This window comes from Stenotrophomonas maltophilia, from assembly GCF_023518235.1.
Classification (GTDB): domain Bacteria; phylum Pseudomonadota; class Gammaproteobacteria; order Xanthomonadales; family Xanthomonadaceae; genus Stenotrophomonas.
Genome location: NZ_CP090423.1, coordinates 4705589 through 4721726 on the forward strand (window position 1 = coordinate 4705589; position 16138 = coordinate 4721726).

General features: G+C 65.5%; 12 protein-coding genes. 4 read left to right on the forward strand and 8 right to left on the reverse strand.

The window, feature by feature from the left end:
* Positions 1-138: 138 nt before the first annotated feature.
* The 3 genes from LZ605_RS21795 to LZ605_RS21805 form a co-directional block, all read right to left on the reverse strand.
* Positions 139-2166, reverse strand: coding sequence for an alpha/beta hydrolase family protein (locus LZ605_RS21795; RefSeq protein WP_249843307.1), 2028 nt, complete (start codon positions 2164-2166; stop codon positions 139-141).
* A 94-nt stretch (positions 2167-2260) separates the two neighbouring features.
* The gene (locus LZ605_RS21800) at positions 2261-5236 is read right to left on the reverse strand and encodes a TonB-dependent receptor plug domain-containing protein (RefSeq protein ID WP_249843308.1); all 2976 of its coding nucleotides are present in this window, start codon (positions 5234-5236) and stop codon (positions 2261-2263) included.
* Positions 5237-5622: 386 nt separating this feature from the next.
* On the reverse strand, positions 5623-8412 hold the full coding sequence (locus tag LZ605_RS21805) for a TonB-dependent receptor domain-containing protein (RefSeq protein ID WP_249843309.1): 2790 nt from the start codon (positions 8410-8412) through the stop codon (positions 5623-5625).
* 213 nt (positions 8413-8625) lie between these two features.
* Here LZ605_RS21805 and apbC point away from each other — a divergent pair, with 213 nt between their 5' ends.
* Together apbC and dcd are read left to right on the forward strand one after the other, a co-directional pair.
* Entirely contained in the window at positions 8626-9480 is an 855-nt protein-coding gene (gene apbC / locus LZ605_RS21810) for an iron-sulfur cluster carrier protein ApbC (protein WP_107231096.1), read from the forward strand.
* 79 nt (positions 9481-9559) lie between these two features.
* Positions 9560-10132 (forward strand): dCTP deaminase, encoded by a 573-nt coding sequence (gene dcd / locus LZ605_RS21815; RefSeq protein WP_012511735.1) that lies wholly within the window; start codon positions 9560-9562, stop codon positions 10130-10132.
* 93 nt (positions 10133-10225) lie between these two features.
* On the opposite strand, the gene LZ605_RS21820 is transcribed toward dcd, so the two are convergent.
* Genes LZ605_RS21820 through LZ605_RS21830 form a run of 3 tightly spaced genes read right to left on the reverse strand, consistent with a single transcriptional unit; the run spans position 10226 to position 11499 of the window.
* On the reverse strand, positions 10226-10393 hold the full coding sequence (locus tag LZ605_RS21820; RefSeq protein WP_181358735.1) for a LiaI-LiaF-like domain-containing protein: 168 nt from the start codon (positions 10391-10393) through the stop codon (positions 10226-10228).
* Positions 10394-10408: 15 nt separating this feature from the next.
* The gene (locus LZ605_RS21825) at positions 10409-10831 is read right to left on the reverse strand and encodes an HIT domain-containing protein (RefSeq protein ID WP_057495924.1); all 423 of its coding nucleotides are present in this window, start codon (positions 10829-10831) and stop codon (positions 10409-10411) included.
* Positions 10828-11499, reverse strand: coding sequence for a dienelactone hydrolase family protein (locus LZ605_RS21830; protein ID WP_249843310.1), 672 nt, complete (start codon positions 11497-11499; stop codon positions 10828-10830). Before LZ605_RS21830 ends, LZ605_RS21825 begins: the two co-directional genes overlap by 4 nt.
* Positions 11500-11703: 204 nt before the next feature.
* On the opposite strand from LZ605_RS21830, the gene rimO reads away from it, so the two are divergent.
* Together rimO and LZ605_RS21840 are read left to right on the forward strand one after the other, a co-directional pair.
* Entirely contained in the window at positions 11704-13065 is a 1362-nt protein-coding gene (rimO, locus tag LZ605_RS21835) for a 30S ribosomal protein S12 methylthiotransferase RimO (protein WP_249843311.1), read from the forward strand.
* A complete protein-coding gene (locus LZ605_RS21840) occupies positions 13062-13886 on the forward strand; it encodes a DUF3025 domain-containing protein (RefSeq protein WP_249843312.1) in 825 nt (274 codons plus the stop codon). The genes rimO and LZ605_RS21840 overlap by 4 nt, the downstream gene beginning before the upstream one ends.
* Before the next feature lie 83 nt (positions 13887-13969).
* Here the strand turns inward: LZ605_RS21840 and greB are convergent, their stop codons facing one another.
* Both greB and LZ605_RS21850 read right to left on the reverse strand, forming a co-directional pair.
* Positions 13970-14476 (reverse strand): transcription elongation factor GreB, encoded by a 507-nt coding sequence (greB, locus tag LZ605_RS21845; protein WP_249843313.1) that lies wholly within the window; start codon positions 14474-14476, stop codon positions 13970-13972.
* Positions 14477-14554: 78 nt separating this feature from the next.
* Positions 14555-16060 carry a helicase HerA-like domain-containing protein gene (locus LZ605_RS21850; protein ID WP_249843314.1) on the reverse strand — a complete coding sequence of 502 codons (1506 nt, stop codon included), beginning with the start codon at positions 16058-16060 and terminating at the stop codon, positions 14555-14557.
* Positions 16061-16138: the final 78 nt, after the last annotated feature.

A 16138-nucleotide genomic window follows, 5' to 3' on the forward strand; every position in this document is an offset into this window, starting at 1 on the left:
AAGAGCCGCAGGTACGGCCGTGGGCCGAACGATACGCCGCCGGCCTGCGCTGCAAGGGTGTCGAAGGTCATGCCCGGGCGCAAGGGCCAGAACGTGCAAGGGCGCCCGCCGGGCGCCCTTGCTGTGGGCCGGTAACGCTTACAGGCCGCCGCCGCCGCAGCCCTTGCCCAGGTAGTCGTCGATCAGCTGCAACTGGTCGGCCATGATCCGGCGCGTCCAGGCCGGCCCGTGGGCGTAATCGGCGATGGCGTGGAACTCGACCGGCTGGCCGGAACCCTTCGCCTTGTTCACAAACCACTCGGACTGTTCGATCGGCACCGTGCGGTCGCGATCGCCGTGGTAGACCATCAACGGGATCTTCATCTCGCCGGCCTTGTCCACCGGGTTCAGGCCGGCCACGGTGGGGGCCTGGGCCTGGCGGAAGAACGGGTTGGTATAGAAGCGCGACCAGATCTTCTTGATGTCCGAGACGCCGGCACCGGCAATGGCACATTTGTACAGGCCGTTGGGGCGCACCGAGGCAGCAAACGCCGAGTAGCCGCCATAGGAGAAGCCGAACATGGCAATGTGGCCGGGGCGGGCGATCTTCTGGTCGATCATCCACTGTGCGCCGTCGTCCTTGTCATCCTGCATTTTCTGGCCCCACTCGGCGTCACCGGCCATCCACAGCTTGCGGCCCCAGTCGGCCGAGCCGCGGAACTGCGGACGCAGCACCGCCATGCAGCGCGATGCCATCAGCGGGACCCACATCGAGCCGTCGAAGTCCATGCCATCGCGCGCCCATGGCCCGCCGTGGGGATGCACGACCGCCTTCCAGGGGCCGGCGCCGCACAGTTCGGTGCTGGGCGTGGTGAGGAATGCGGGAATATCCAGCCCGTCGCGTGCCTTGTAATAGACCAGGCGGGTCTGGCCCAGTGCGGCAGGCTGGATCTGCGGGTAGGTCTTGGCCAGCAGGGTCAGCTTGCCGTTGTGCAGCAGGTGGTATTCGGGCGGATTGGACGGCCCGGAGGTCGCGACCAGCACGTTGGAAAGGTCCGCGGTGTAGTCGAGGATGCGCAGGCTCACGCCGGTATCGTAGTTGGCGGTGAAGCGCTGGCCGTTGGCAGTATCGACCATCGCCAGCGGTTCCTGGGTGATGCCCAGCGCCTGGCGCAGGCCCTGGTCCAGCGCCTTCATGCGCGGCGAGGTCCACTGCATGTCGTCACCGCGCGGGCCGGCGTAGCCGATACCCATGATCTCGCCGAACGGCACCGCACCGTTGCGGAAACGATTGATCAGCATCGAACCGGCGTTGAACAGCTTGTGCTCGAACAGCACTTCCTTCTGCTTGCGCGCGCTGATGTCGTACTCGTACACGATTGCCTTGTCGCGGCCGACATTGCTGAGCACGAAGGCGATGTTCGGGTCATCGGCAAAGCCGATCACCTGGTTGACGTCGCGGTTCTTCACGTAGGAGCGGAAGTGCTCCTCCCAGGTGCCCGTGGCGGGCGAGCGGAACTCGGTGGCGACGTAGGCACCGGTGCCGTCGACATCCTGTCGCAGGCGTGCGCGCAGCTCGCTGTCGAGGTCGGTGATGTAGCCGGCCACGCGTTCTTCGGTCTTCTGGATGCGCTGGGAGGTGAAGTTGCGCAGGTCGACCTTGTAGACGTCACCGGAGCTGCTGCCACTGCCGTTGACCACCAGGATGTGGTCCGGATCGTTGGGCAGGGTGTCCAGTACCGTGGCGTTGGCCAGGGCCTGCTCGAGCTCCTCGCTGCGGCTGCTGGCACGCGGCGGGGTGATCGGCTCCTTCCACTGCTTGCCTTCGATGTCGGTGATGAAGAACTTGCTGACGAAGGTCTTGGTCACCCGGTCCGCGCGCAGGTCGTAGGGCTGCCACAGCACCACCGCCAGCTGGCCGTTCTTGATGAACGACACGCTCTGGAACTTCATGCGGTTGGCGCCGATCACCGTTGGCGGCTTGTCCAGCGCATCGGTGCGCCACACCACGATCACGCGCTCTTCGCCATTGGCTCGCAGACCGGCGATGTGCTGGCCATCCGGCGACAGCGACAGGCTGGAGATGGCGGGGAAGGCGGCCATCTGCTCGATGGTGGGCGCTTCGGGCTTGGCGTGCAGGTACGGGGAAACGCTGGCCAGGGCCGCCAGCAACAGGGTTCGCTTCATTGCAACCTCGGAATGCAGTGGCACCTGCCTGCGGAAAAGGCAGTGCCGGAAATGGAACCGCCGCCCCGAAGGGCGGCGGTTGCAGGGAGCAGGATCAGAACGAACGCGTGATGTTCAGGAAGTAGCTGCGACCGAAGTAGTCGAAGCCGCTGTACAGCAGCGCGTTGCCGACAGTGCTGTAGATGCCCTGGGAGATGGTCGGCGGCTTGCGGTCGGCGAAGTTGCGCACGCCACCGGTGACCGACCACTTGTCCGCTTCATACTTCACCGAGATGGCCTGCAGGAAGTAGTTCGGGGTGTACAGCTTGTACGCCGAGGTGGCCGGATCGAAGTCACCCGGGTTGCGCTCCTCGTAGTACGCGTAGCTGTCCATCTTGTCGATCCAGTCCAGGCCGTAACGCACCTGCCAGTTCTTCCACTTGTAGCTCAGGTCCAGCGAAGCGGTGTTTTCCGGACGCGACAGCATGCCGTTGTAGTCCACCAGCGGATCGTCGGAGAAGACCTTGCTGGCCTGTTCCAGGTAGTGGGTGAACTGCAGCGTGGTGCGCAGGGTGCCCGGGCCGATTTCGCGGACATAGCGGGTGGTGAAGTCCAGGCCGCGGACCTTGTCGGTGGACAGGTTGATGAAGCCGTTGGTCACCACCAGCTGGTTGTTGACCGGGTTGCGCGCCACCAGGCGGCACAGGCCCGAACCGGAGGCGAAGTCGGCACTGCCGCTGTCGTAGCAGCGCGACAGGATGTTCGCACCGCCCGCGCTGTCGACGCCGTTCTTCACTTCGATGTCGAAGTAGTCGGCGGCGAAGGACAGGTCACCGAAGCCACTGCCGAATTCCGGCTGGATCACCACGCCCAGGGTCTTGGCCTTGGAGGTTTCGGCTTCCAGGCCGGCCTCGGCACCACCCTGGGTAACCACGGTCACGCCCTGGGTGGCCAGGTAGTCCGGCGCCAGGCCCAGCGATGCGCAGTTCTGGTAGCGCGGCGAGCTCGGGTTGCGATCACCGTATTCGTTGCAGGGGTCGGCGCTGCTGCTCAGGAAGCCGGTGGTGCCGCCCAGGAACTGTTCGAACAGGGCCGGTGCGCGGTAGGAGGTGCCGTACGACGCACGGAACGACAGCCACTTCACCGGGGTCCACAGCGCGCCGATCTTGTAGGTCTCATCCGAGCCGTAGGACTTGTAGTCGGTGTAGCGGCCGGACAGGTTGACCGTCAGTTCCTCGGCAGCGGTGACGCCGGACAGCAGCGGCAGTTCCAGTTCGCCGTAGGCTTCAAGCACCGAGTCCGAACCGCGGGTCGGGGTGGCGTTGGTCAGGTTGTACAGGTCGGCATTGATCGAGTACGGCGACGGGGTGTCGTCGATGCGTGCCTTGCGGTACTCGACGCCGAACGCGCCGCCGGCCGAGCCGTAGGGCATGTCGAACAGCGGACCGTTGACGTTGAAGTTGACCGTGGTTTCCTTGTACAGCGTGTTGCCGGTGACCGGCACGAACACCCAGTCCTTCCAGTCCTGCGGCAGCTTGCCGCCGATGGTGTTGGTGTTCAGCGCCGGCGCGGCGATGCAGCCGTTGGAAGCGTCGCGGCAGACATAGCCACCGGCGCCGTTGGAGACCACGTCCAGGCTCTGGCGCAGGCGGCTGGTCAGGAAGCTTTCGAAGGTGTAGTCGGCGTCGCTGCGGGCGTGCATGACGTTGAAGTCATAGTTCCACTCCGAGCTCAGGTGACCACGCAGGCCGGCATTGAAGCGCAGGAAGTCGACGTTCTGCTTGTTGGTGTCGTTGCCGAAGCCGATGAACGCACGCACGCCCAGGTTCTTGCCGCTGGTCTGGTCGGTCGGGGCGCCGGCCACGCTGTCACGCAGGTTGGCCGGGATCAGCGGGCTGCCCACGGCGTAGTCCAGGGTCAGCTGGCGGTAGCCGGTCTGGGTCGACTTGCGCTTGTTGCCCAGGAACTCGTAGTACAGCTCGGCATCACCCAGTGCATTGAGGTCGAAGCCGCCCTGGAAGTACAGGGTATGGGTCTTGGTCGGCGAGATCAGCGACTCGTTGCGCATGGCCGGGTCGAAGGTGTCGCGGGTGTTCAGGTCCACGCCTTCGTAGCCGACCAGGCCGGTGGTGATCGCCGCGTTCGGGCGCCAGCGGTTGAAGCGGGTGCCGGCGCCGCCCGGGGCTGCCACACCGGTGCGGGTGTTGGTGCCGATGGTATTCAGGGTGGTGCCGCCGGCATCGAGCGACCAGCACTTGGGCTTGCCGGTCAGCGGATCGATGAAGTCACCGCTGCCCCAGGAGTCGCCGGCCTCGATGTCACGGTACATGTCGGTCGGGCAGCCGCCGGCCCAGCTGCGGTCGGCCAGGGTCAGTTCGTTGCGGGTGTAGTACTCGTACGAACCGGAGAAGTGCGAACGCTCGCCGGTGGAGCCGAACATGATCGAGTAACGGCGCTCTTCACCGCCGCCACCGTCGGTAGCGTTGTGCTGCGCTTCGAAGGTGACACCGTCGACCTTGGTCTTGGTGATGATGTTGATCACGCCGGCCACGGCGTCGGAGCCGTAGATGGACGAGGCGCCGTCCTTCAGGATCTCGACGCGGTCGACGATCGAATTCGGCAGCACGTTCAGGTCGGTCGAGCCGACCGAGCCGCGGGTACCGGCCGGCGATACGCGGCGGCCGTTGAGCAGGATCAGGGTGCGGGTCGGACCGAGGCCGCGCAGGCCCAGGGTGTTGGCGCCCGGGCCGCCGTCGGTGACGTAGCCGCCGTAGGCGTTGTTGATCTGTGCCGCACCGGCGGTGACCGCCGTGCTCTGCAGGGCGGCGGTGGTCGAGTTGAAGCCGGCCAGGGTGGTCTCTTCACGGGTGACGACCTGCACCGGCGAAACCGAGTTGAACACGTCGCGGCTGATGCGCGAACCGGTGACGGTCACCGTGTCCAGGTTGGTGGCCTTCGACTTGGGCGCTTCCTCGGTCTGCGTCGTGCTGGAGGCGTCCTGTGCGATCGCCGGGGCGGCTGCGGCGAGCAGCACGGCAGAGGCGAGGGCGAAGCTCAGCGGATGCTTGCTGAGCGACTTGCGATTGATCATCTGAAATCCCCTTGAATCGAATGATTGCGTCGTACACCGGGACTGGTCCTTGTCGACGTCTCCGTGTGCCCCTTGCCCGGTGTCGGCAGCGTGCCGCCGCCCGGCGCTGGTACCGGCTTCACGTGCCGATGACTCGAGATTAACATCACATTAACCAAGGCTGTCAAGCGTTCATCATGCAGTCATGGAGGTGTGCGCCACGCGCCGTGCTGACTGCGACAAAGTACGTCGAGTTCTGCATATCTCATTGATCTGTCTGGCATTGTTCCGGGCGTGATCGAAGGTGTCTGTATTCTGAACAAGCGGATTCGGCCAGATCGCAGGCAAAAAAAAGGCCCCGCCGAAGCGGGGCCTGGCCCGGACACGAAGTCCGGAAAACGACGGGATCAGAAGTCGTACTTGACCTGGGCCGAGATCTGGCGGCCGTACACGCTGTAGAAGCCGCTGTTGAACGGCGTCGATTCGTTGCCCGGGTAGTTGTAGCGCTGGCCCTCGGGCAGCTTGTTGAACACGTTGTTGACCATCAGCGACAGGGTCAGATCATCCTGCGCCTGGTAGTTGAGGCTCATGTTGTAGGTGGTGTACGAGCCCCACTTGCCGGCCTTGGCGCCGGAGGAGTGGACGTAGTCATAGCTGCGGCCGGTGTAGGCCAGGTAGTTCGGGGTGCTGCCGACGTAGTTGGCGTACACGGTGGTGGTGAACCTGGAGATCGCCCAGGCCACCGACACATCGCCGCGGACCTTGGCGAAGTTGTCGTAGTACCACATGTTGTACGGATCGCTCAGCAGGTCCAGCTTCTTGGCGCCGGGCAGCGGCTCCACTTCACGCTTGAGCATGTTGGTGTAGTTGCCCGAGAACATCAGCGAGCCGAAGCGGCCGATGTCCTGCTGGTACTTGGCACCGACGGTCACCGCCTGCAGGTTCTGGCTGGCGACGTTGAGCTTGGGCGTGTACACGCGGGTGAGGTTGCCGGCGGCGTCACGGCTCACCCAGTCGGTCACGTTCTGGCAGCTGGCCGAGGTGTTGTTCGGCAGGCCATTGCGGCACTGGTACTCGGCCAGCAGCAGCTGGTCGGTGCTCAGGGTCTTGACCTCGTTCTTGATCTTCCAGTTGTAGTAGTCCACCGACAGCGAGAAGTTGCTCACCGGGGCCCACACCACGCCTGCGCTCCACACGTCGGCGGTGATCGGCTTCAGGTCCGGGTTGCCGGACTTTTCGCTGTACACCGAGGTGGTCTTGTAGAACGAGCAGGCGTCGTCATGCAGCGCGTAGTTCAGCTGGCTGCAGCGGTAGTAGTCGTTCTGGCCGGAGGCGAACGAACCGCTCATGCCCTGGAAGGCATCGGACAGGGTCGGCGCGCGGAACGCGGTGCCGTACTTGCCGCGCAGCAGCAGGCTTTCGATCGGACGGTATTCCAGGCCCAGGCTGTAGGTGGCCTTGTCCACGGTCTTGTCGGCGATCTTGAACGCGTCATAGCGGCCCGAGGCGCTGATGGTCAGCGATTCGAACACCGGCATGCGCAGTTCGCTGGTCACCGCGTAGTTGCTGCGGTGGCCGGCACCGGCCACGGCGCTCGCGCCCCAGGCGTTGCCATCGATGAAGGCCTGGTCCGGCGAGTAGTCCCAGCCTTCACTGCCGCCTTCCAGCACCACGGCCAAGCCGGCGTCGCCGCCCGGCAGCGAGAACAGCGAACCGTTGGTCACCTGCACGCGGCCCAGATTCTGCCAGGTCTTGCTGTGGTGGGTGCCGTAGCCGGTGAAGCTGGCGAACTGGTCCGGGGTGATCGGCGAGTAGAACGCGGCGTAGTTCGGGTTGTAGATGCCGAAGCCATCGGCGGTGGTGCCCAGGCGCGGGCCCAGCACGGTGTCGCCGAAGAAGCCTTCGATCTTGTCCTTCCAGCGTGCGAAGCGGTTCTGGTCCAGGCGGTACTCGCCACGGGTGAAGCTGGCGCTGTAATCCCAGTCGCCGACCATGCCCTTGCCACCCAGGGTAACCTGGTAGGAACGGCTTTCATCGGAATTGAGGATGTTGTTGTAGTGGCCCGGGCCGATTTCTTCCGGTGCGAAGGCGCGCTGCAGGTTCACCACCTTGCCCAGGCCCTGGTCGTAGAAGCCGCCCATCACCGACTTGGTGCCCCACCACAGGGCGCTCGAGCCGGTGGTGAATTCAGTCTTTTCCTTGCTGTACAGCACGTCGGCGAACAGCTGGAAGTTGTCGTTCACGTCGAAGGTCATCGACGAGTAGAACTGGCCACTGTTCTTGCCGTTCTTCAGGGTCTTGTAGCCGGCGCTGTACACCGAACCGCACGATTCGCCCGAGGCACGCTTGCCGACGGTGGTGGTGCCGTCATACAGGCCGGCCACGTTGGCGCAGCGGCTGGGGTCCATCATCAGCAGCTTGTTGTCGGCGTTGGTGATGACGGCGAAGTCGTTCGACGGCACCTGTGCGGTGTAGCCGACCGGGTTGTTCTGCTTGGTGATGTCACGCTGGTAGCCCCAGATCGGGCTGCCGTTTTCGATCTGCACGTTGACCAGCGCGTGGAAGCGGTCGTCGAACGCGTTGAAGCCCTTGGCGGCGCTGAAGCGGATGTTGCCACCACCACCTTCGGTGTAGGTGCCGCCACGGACGGTCATCGTGCCGCCGTCCATGCGCTCCTTCAGGATGATGTTGACCACGCCGGCGATCGCGTCCGAGCCGTACAGCGAGGACTGGCCGCCCGGCAGCACTTCGATGCGCTCGACGATGTCGATCGGAATGCCGCTGATGTTGTTGAACGACTCGCTGCCGTTGTACAGCGCCGGATACGAAAGCATCGGGCGGCCGTTGATCAGGTACTTGGTGTAGCCCGGGTTCAGGCCGAACATGCCGGCCGCTTCGGCGCCCTGGGTGAAGGCACCCGAGGTCTGGCCGCCCTGCAGGCCGCCGGTGGTCAGTGAGGACTGCTGCAGCACTTCAGCAACACTGCTGAAACCGCGGGTCTGGATGTCTTCGGCGGTGATGGACATCACCGGGGTCTGGGTTTCAACCTGGGTCTGCGGAATCAGCGAACCGGTGACGGTGATCTTGTCCAGGTTGGTCGCCTTGTCCTGGGCCATGGCCGGTGCGGCGGCCATCAGGGCGGAAATCAGGGCGACGGAGAGCGTACTGCGACGTGCGGTATTGCTGAAGTGTTTCATGTAGTTCCAATAAGAGCAAAAACAAAAACGGCACTGCGCATACGCCGTCGCGCGGGCTGGACAACCAGCCCCGAGGCCTGGAAACAGTGCGCGGCGAACGTAACATGAACTTAACAATCCGTGGACGAATCTGTCGCAATCCTGAATTTCAGTCAGGTTGCATCCAGCTTGTATGATGCGGGGTTACTCCTTCCGATCCCGCCGGTGCCCGTTGTGAACAGTTCTCCCCGCCGTCCCCATGCCAGCCAGGTCCAGAAGGGACTGACGCCGCATGCCCGCATCCGCAACGTCATCGCGGTGGGCTCGGGCAAGGGCGGCGTCGGCAAATCCACCACGGCGGTCAATCTGGCCGTGGCGCTGCAGCAGCTGGGGGCCCGCGTCGGCGTGCTCGACGCCGATATCTACGGCCCCAGCGTGCCGGCCATGCTGGGCCTGTCCGGCCGCCCGGAAAGCCCGGACAACAAGAGCATCGAGCCGCTGCGCGCATTCGGCGTGGACACCATGTCCATCGGCTACCTGATCGAGGAAGACACGCCGATGATCTGGCGCGGGCCGATGGCCACCTCGGCGATGACCCAGCTGTTCAACGACACCCTGTGGGACGACCTGGATTTCCTGCTGATCGACCTGCCGCCGGGTACCGGTGACATCCAGCTGACCCTGACCCAGAAGATTCCGCTGGCCGGGGCGGTGATCGTCACCACGCCGCAGGACATCGCCACGCTGGATGCGAAGAAGGCGCTGAAGATGTTCGAGAAGGTCGAGGTGCCGGTGCTGGGTATCGTCGAGAACATGGCGGTACACACCTGCAGCAGCTGCGGGCATGTCGAACACCTGTTCGGCGAGGGCGGTGGCGAGCGCATGGCCGCCCAGTACGGCGTGCCGCTGCTGGGCTCGCTGCCGCTGCAGATCGGGATCCGCGAGCAGGGCGATGCGGGCACCCCGATCACCGTCGCGCAGCCGGATTCGGTCCCGGCCCAGGCCTACCGCCACGCCGCGCAGCGGCTGGTCGAGGAAGTCGGCAAGCGTCCGCGGGCCTCGATCCCGATCCTGTCCTCGCTGCTGTAGGTGCCTGGGCAGGGGGCCGCCGGCAGGCGCCGGCCCCCTGCTAGAATCCTCGCGCCCCCTCGTACCCCCAGGACAAAGCATGAGCATCAAGAGTGACCGTTGGATCCGCCGCATGTCCGAACAGCACGGCATGATCGAGCCGTTCGAGGCCGGGCAGGTCAAGCAGGCCAACGGCGAGCGCATCGTCAGCTACGGCACCTCCAGCTACGGCTACGACGTGCGCTGCTCGCGCGAGTTCAAGGTGTTCACCAACATCAACTCCACCATCGTTGATCCCAAGCATTTCGACCCGGGCAGCTTCGTCGATATCGTCGGCGATGAATGCATCATCCCGCCCAACAGCTTCGCGCTGGCGCGCACCGTCGAATACTTCCGCATCCCGCGTGACACCCTGGTGGTGTGCCTGGGCAAGAGCACCTACGCGCGCTGCGGCATCATCGTCAACGTGACGCCGCTGGAGCCTGAATGGGAAGGCCATGTCACCCTGGAGTTCAGCAACACCACGCCGCTGCCGGCGCGCATCTATGCCAACGAAGGCGTGGCGCAGATGCTGTTCTTCCAGGCCGCTGCCGATGACGTCTGCGAGACCTCCTACCGTGACCGCGGTGGCAAGTACCAGGGCCAGACCGGGGTCACCCTGCCGCGGACCTGAGCGGTTGTGCCGAGCCATGCTCGGCTTCCTGGCAGGGCAGCCGAGCATGGCTCGGCTCTACATGAACGAAGGCGGCGCAATGCGCCGCCTTCCTTATTTGCCGCGACCGAACAGCATCGCGATGCCGACACCCACCAGGGCCACCGGCCACCAGGTCATCAGCAGCCGGGACAGGTTCAGGTGCGTCCAGCCCAGATTGCTGGCGAGCATGAACAGTCCGATCAGGATCAGCAGGATGGCGGCAACGAGGTTGAATCGCATCGGGTCGGCAGGGGCTCAGGACTGGGCCTGATATCCTAGCCGTTCCTTCCAGTAGGCGACATGCTGGTCAAGCGCGGCCGGCTCGTAGCGATGCGCCGGGCCGCTGCCCCAGACCGGGCCTGGCCAGGCCGGATCGCCGTCGTGACGGCCGATCACATGGAAATGCAGCTGGCGCACGATGTTGCCCAGCGCACCGATGTTGATCTTCTCCACCCCATCGGCGCCCTTCAGGGCCTTGCAGGCGCGGTTGAGCTCGGTGCGCAGCTTGTCCTGCTGCTCGCCGTCCAGCTCGATCCACTCGGTCACCCCCGCCAGGCGCGGTACCAGCACCAGCCAGGGGAATCGTTCGTCGTTCATCAGCCGCACTTGCGACAACGGTCCTTCGGCCACCAGCACGCTATCGGTGGCCAGGCGTGAATCGAGTTCGAATTCGCTCATCCAAGATGCTCCGAGAAGAAGTCCAGGGTGCGTTGCAGCGCCAGGGCGGCGCTGTCTGGATCATACGCATGTCCGACCTCCCGGTTGAAGGCATGGTCGGCCGGATAGACGTAGGTGCCCATCTGCGGCAGCTTTTCGCGGTGGGCCTGGATGGCCTCCGGCGGGATGCTCGTGTCCTGCGCGCCGAAGTGGAAGATCACCGGCGCCTTCGGCGTCTCATCGAGGAACTGGACATTGCGCGCGCCGTAGTAACTGGCCGAGGGCAGGCCCAGGCGCAGTGCCGACAGCATCGCCACCGTGCCACCCCAGCAATAGCCGACGGTGCCGACCTTGCCGTACGGGGCCAGCCGGGTGGCTGCTGCGCGGACCACTTCCAGTGCCTTCTCCATGCCCAGCGCTGCCACCCGTTCCAGGCCCTGTTTCACGCCGTCGGCGTCATAGGGCAGGGCGTCCGGATCGGCATCGGCGCCATCGACCAGGTCGAAGAACGAGGGGGCGAGCACCGCGTAGCCTTCGTCAGCAAAACGCTCGGCCACGCCGCGGATATGCGGGTTGGCGCCGAAGATTTCCTGCACCACCACCAGGCCGCCGCGCGGCGTGCCCTCCGGCAGGGCCTGCCAGGCCCGCACCGGGCCATGGTGCGTATCCAGGGTGATCCACTCGGCCATCGTCATCTACCTCGGTTGCAGGGGACAGGGCTGCATTGTCGATGGTGCGCGGGTTAGCGTGGCGTCAGCGGCTGTGCAGCATCGGGCGGCTGGCGATTCAGGGCGCGGCCCCAACCCCGGTATACTGGCGCCCTTTCAGGCCCCGGCCCCCAGGACCCCCTGCCATGCCGGCAGGGGCCCAGGCCCCCAGAGTCCCGCGATTCCATGTCCCAGCTGAACCCCAAAGTCGGCTTCGTCAGCCTTGGCTGCCCGAAGGCCCTTGTCGATTCCGAGCGCATCCTTACCCAGCTCCGCTCGGAGGGCTATGACATCGTCCCGTCCTACGATTCGGCCGACGTGGTGGTGGTCAACACCTGCGGCTTCATCGATTCGGCGGTGACCGAGTCGCTGGACGCCATCGGCGAGGCGATGAACCAGAACGGCAAGGTGATCGTCACCGGCTGCCTGGGCAAGCGCCCGGAGCAGATCCGCGAGGCGTACCCGAACGTGCTGGCGGTGTCCGGCCCGCAGGATTACCAGAGCGTGATGGAAGCGGTGCACGAAGCGCTGCCGCCCAAGCACGATCCGTTCGTGGACCTGGTGCCCGACTACGGCATCAAGCTGACCCCGCGTCACTACGCCTACCTGAAGATTTCCGAAGGCTGCAACCACAAGTGCAGCTTCTGCATCATCCCGTCGATGCGCGGCAAGCTGGTCTCGCGCCCGGTCGATGAGGTGCTGCGTGAAGCCGAGCGCCTGGTGCGCGGCGGCGTGCGTGAGCTGCTGGTGGTCTCCCAGGACACCTCGGCCTATGGCGTGGACGTGAAGTACGCCGAGAAGATGTGGCGCAACAAGGCCTACCAGACCCGCCTGAAGGCACTGTGCGAAGGCCTGTCCGAGCTGGATGCGTGGGTGCGCATGCACTACGTCTACCCGTACCCGCACGTGGATGAGGTGGTGCCGCTGATGGCCGAGAACCGCATCCTGCCGTACCTGGATATCCCGTTCCAGCACGCCAGCCCGCGCATCCTGCGCCTGATGAAGCGCCCCGGCGCGGTCGAGAAAACCCTCGAGCGCGTGCAGAACTGGCGCCGCATCGCACCGGACATCACCGTGCGTTCGACCTTCATCGTCGGCTTCCCGGGCGAGACCGAGGCCGAGTTCGAAGAACTGCTGTCGTTCCTGGACGAGGCACAGCTGGACCGCGTCGGTGCATTTGCCTACTCGCCGGTCGAGGGTGCCACCGCCAACGACCTGCCCGATGCCGTGCCTGAAGCGGTGAAGCAGGAACGCCTGGCCCGTTTCATGGAAAAGCAGGCGCAGATTTCCGCCGCACGCCTGGAAGCCAAGGTCGGCACGGTGCAGCAGTGCCTGGTCGATGCCATCGAAGGTGACATCGCAGTGGCCCGCTCCAAGGCCGATGCGCCGGAGATCGACGGTCTGGTGCATATCCAGAACGCCGACCAGGTTCCGCTGCGGGTGGGCGAGTTCGTCGACGTGGAAATCACCGAGAGCGACGAGCACGACCTGTACGGCGATGCGTTGGCCGCCGCCGCGCGTCCGGCGTTCGACCTCAAGGTGCTGTGACCACGGCGCCGACCGCCGCCGGCGACGGCGGCGGTTCACGGCGCTTCGTACCGCCGCCACGCGCGGCGGTCGATCCACGGGTGTTCGCGCACCCGCTGTTTGCCGGCGTGCAGGACTTCCGTGACCTGCTGGACGGCACGGCATGGCCCTCCATCGCGGCGCTTGATGCACGCCTGGCCGTGCCCGGCAAGCGCCTGGTTGAACAGGGTGCCGCGTTGCTGGCCGACGGCCTGCACTATGAGGCGCGCATCGCACAGGGATGCATTGCCACCCGCGCCGACAACTGGCATGACCTGTTCAATGCGCTGGCGTGGGCACGCCATCGGCAGCTCAAGCATGTACTCAATGTGCAGCAGTGCCTGCATATCGAGGCCATGCCGGCGGGCCAGCGAAATCGCGCCCAGGCCGCGTTGACCCAGTTCGACGAAAGCGGGGTGATCGTGCGGGTGTGCGATGAGAGGGGGCTGGCGGCATGGGATGCGCACGACTGGCCGACGCTGTTTGAACCGATGCACTGGCGCACCGGCGTTGTGGCCGTTGCGGCGGTGTTCGGTCATGCGCTGATGGAGCAGGCGTTGCTGCCGGGCCGCCTGTTGGTCGGCAAATGCGTGGTGGTGCAGGGCGACGACGACGATGCCTGTATCGCCGAAGTTGCTGCGGCCATCCGCGAGGGCCGGGTGCTGACCGATCCGTTGCAGCTGCGACCGCTGCCGCTGGCCGGCATCCCGGGCTGGCACGAGGGGCAGGACGCCGCCTTCTATGCCAACACCGATTACTTCCGCCCGCTGCGCGCAGGGCGCCATTACCCGCCGCCTTTGTAGCGTCGAGCTTGCTCGAATGGCGGCAGGTGCAGCCGAGTGTGGGCTCGGCTCTACAACGGTGACGCAGTCGAGCAAGCTCGACTCTACAACGGCTCGTATTCCACGCCGATCACCGCGAAGGTGAACTGCCCGCCGGGCAGCTCCACCGAGAACTCGTCATCCAGGCGCTTTTTCAGCAGCGCCCGCGCCAGCGGCGAATCGATGCTGATCCAGCCCAGCCCCGCGTCGGTCTCGTCCGGGCCGACAATGCGGTAGCGCGTGGTGTCACCGCTGTCCATGTTCTCCAGCTCCACCCATGCGCCGAAGAACACCGCCTGCGGGTCGGTCGGCGTGGTATCGACCACGCGCAGCGATTCCAGCCGTTTGGTCAGGTAGCGCACGCGGCGGTCGATCTCGCCCAGCTGCTTCTTGCGATAGGTGTATTCGGCGTTCTCGGAACGATCGCCTTCCGCGGCAGCGGCGGCCAGCGCCTTGACCACTTCCGGGCGACGCACGCGCCAGAGCTCATCCAGCTCGGCCTTCAGGCGTGCATGCCCGGAGGCGGTGATCAGGGCGGTGCTTTTCTCTGCAGGGGGGCGCCAACGGGACATGCGGTAAGACTTCTTTTCAGGGGAACGATGAGGTCAGAGCCCTTCCCACGGAAAGGGCTCTGACCTCATGAAGCGATCTCAGCGCTTGCCGCCGAAAATGCCGCCGAGGATGCCGCGCACGATCTGGTTGCCCAGCTTGGTGCCGACGGTACGCGTGGTCTGCTTGGCCATGGTCTCGATCATGCCCTGGCGACGCTTGGTGCCGAAGATCGCATCCTTGATCGACTGGCCGAATCCACCCTCCTGCGCATCGTCCTGCTCGCGGCTGCGGGCGGCCGGGGCCTGCGCCTGCTCGACCGTCTTCTGTGCGCGCTGGGCCAGCAGTTCGGCGGCCGATTCGCGGTTGATCGCGGTGTCGTAGCGGCTGCCGACCGGGCTGCCGGCGCGTACCTGCGCACGTTCGGCCTCGGTGACCGGTCCCATCCGGCAGCGCGGTGGTGCGATCATCGTCTGCTGCACCGGCATCGGCACGCCCTTGTCCTGCAGCGTGGAGACCAGAGCCTCGCCGGTGCCGAGCTGGCTCAGCACCTTGGCCACGTCCAGTTTCGGATTCGGCACGAAGGTCTCGGCGGCGGTCTTCACCGCCTTCTGGTCGCGCGGCGTGAATGCACGCAATGCATGCTGCACGCGGTTGCCGAGCTGGCCAAGAATGTTGCCGGGCACGTCGTCGGGGAACTGTGAGCAGAAGTACACGCCCACGCCCTTGGAGCGGATCAGCCGCACCACCTGCTCGATGCGCTGCACCAGCGAGGCGGGTGCGTCATCGAACAGCAGGTGCGCTTCGTCAAAGATGAAGACCAGCTTCGGCTTGTCCAGGTCGCCCACTTCCGGCAGCTGTTCGAACAGTTCCGACAGCAGCCACAGCAGGAAGGTCGAATACAGCTTGGGCTTGAGCACCAGCTGGTCGGCGGCGAGGATGCCGATCACGCCGCGTCCATCGTGGTTGACCCGCATGATGTCGGCCAGTTCCAGCGCCGGCTCGCCGAAGAAATTCTCGCCACCCTCCTGGGCCAGGCGCAGCACCGCGCGCTGGATCGCCGCGATCGACTGCGCGCTGACCAGCCCGTATTCGGTGGAGATGTCCTTGCGCTCCTCGGCGACCAGGCCGAGCAGGGCACGCAGGTCGTCCATGTCCAGCAGCAGCAGGCCACGGTCGTCGGCCAGCTTGAATACGATGTCGAGCACGCCGGCCTGGGTGTCATTCAGTTCCAGGATGCGCGAGAGCAGGGTCGGCCCCATTTCGCTCACGGTGGTGCGCACCGGGTGGCCGAGCTTGCCGTACAGGTCCCAGAAGATGGCCGGGCTCGCGGCCGGCGCATAGTCGGCCACGCCGATCTCGGCGGCGCGCTTGAGCAGGTTCTCGGCGCCGGTACCCGGCACGGCCAGGCCCGACACATCACCCTTCACATCGGCCAGGAACACCGGCACGCCCAGCCGCGAGAAGCCCTCGGCCAGGGTCATCAGGGTCACCGTCTTGCCGGTACCGGTGGCGCCGGCCACCAGGCCGTGACGGTTGCCGAGTTTCGGCAGCAGGGTGACGGCCACATCGTCGGTGATGCCTTTGCCGAGCAGAATCGGATCCATGGTCCAGCCCTTGTGGTGAATAGCCCAATGTTAACCGCCGGCGGTGACGGTCCGAAGGTCCGCTTGCCCGGACCTTGG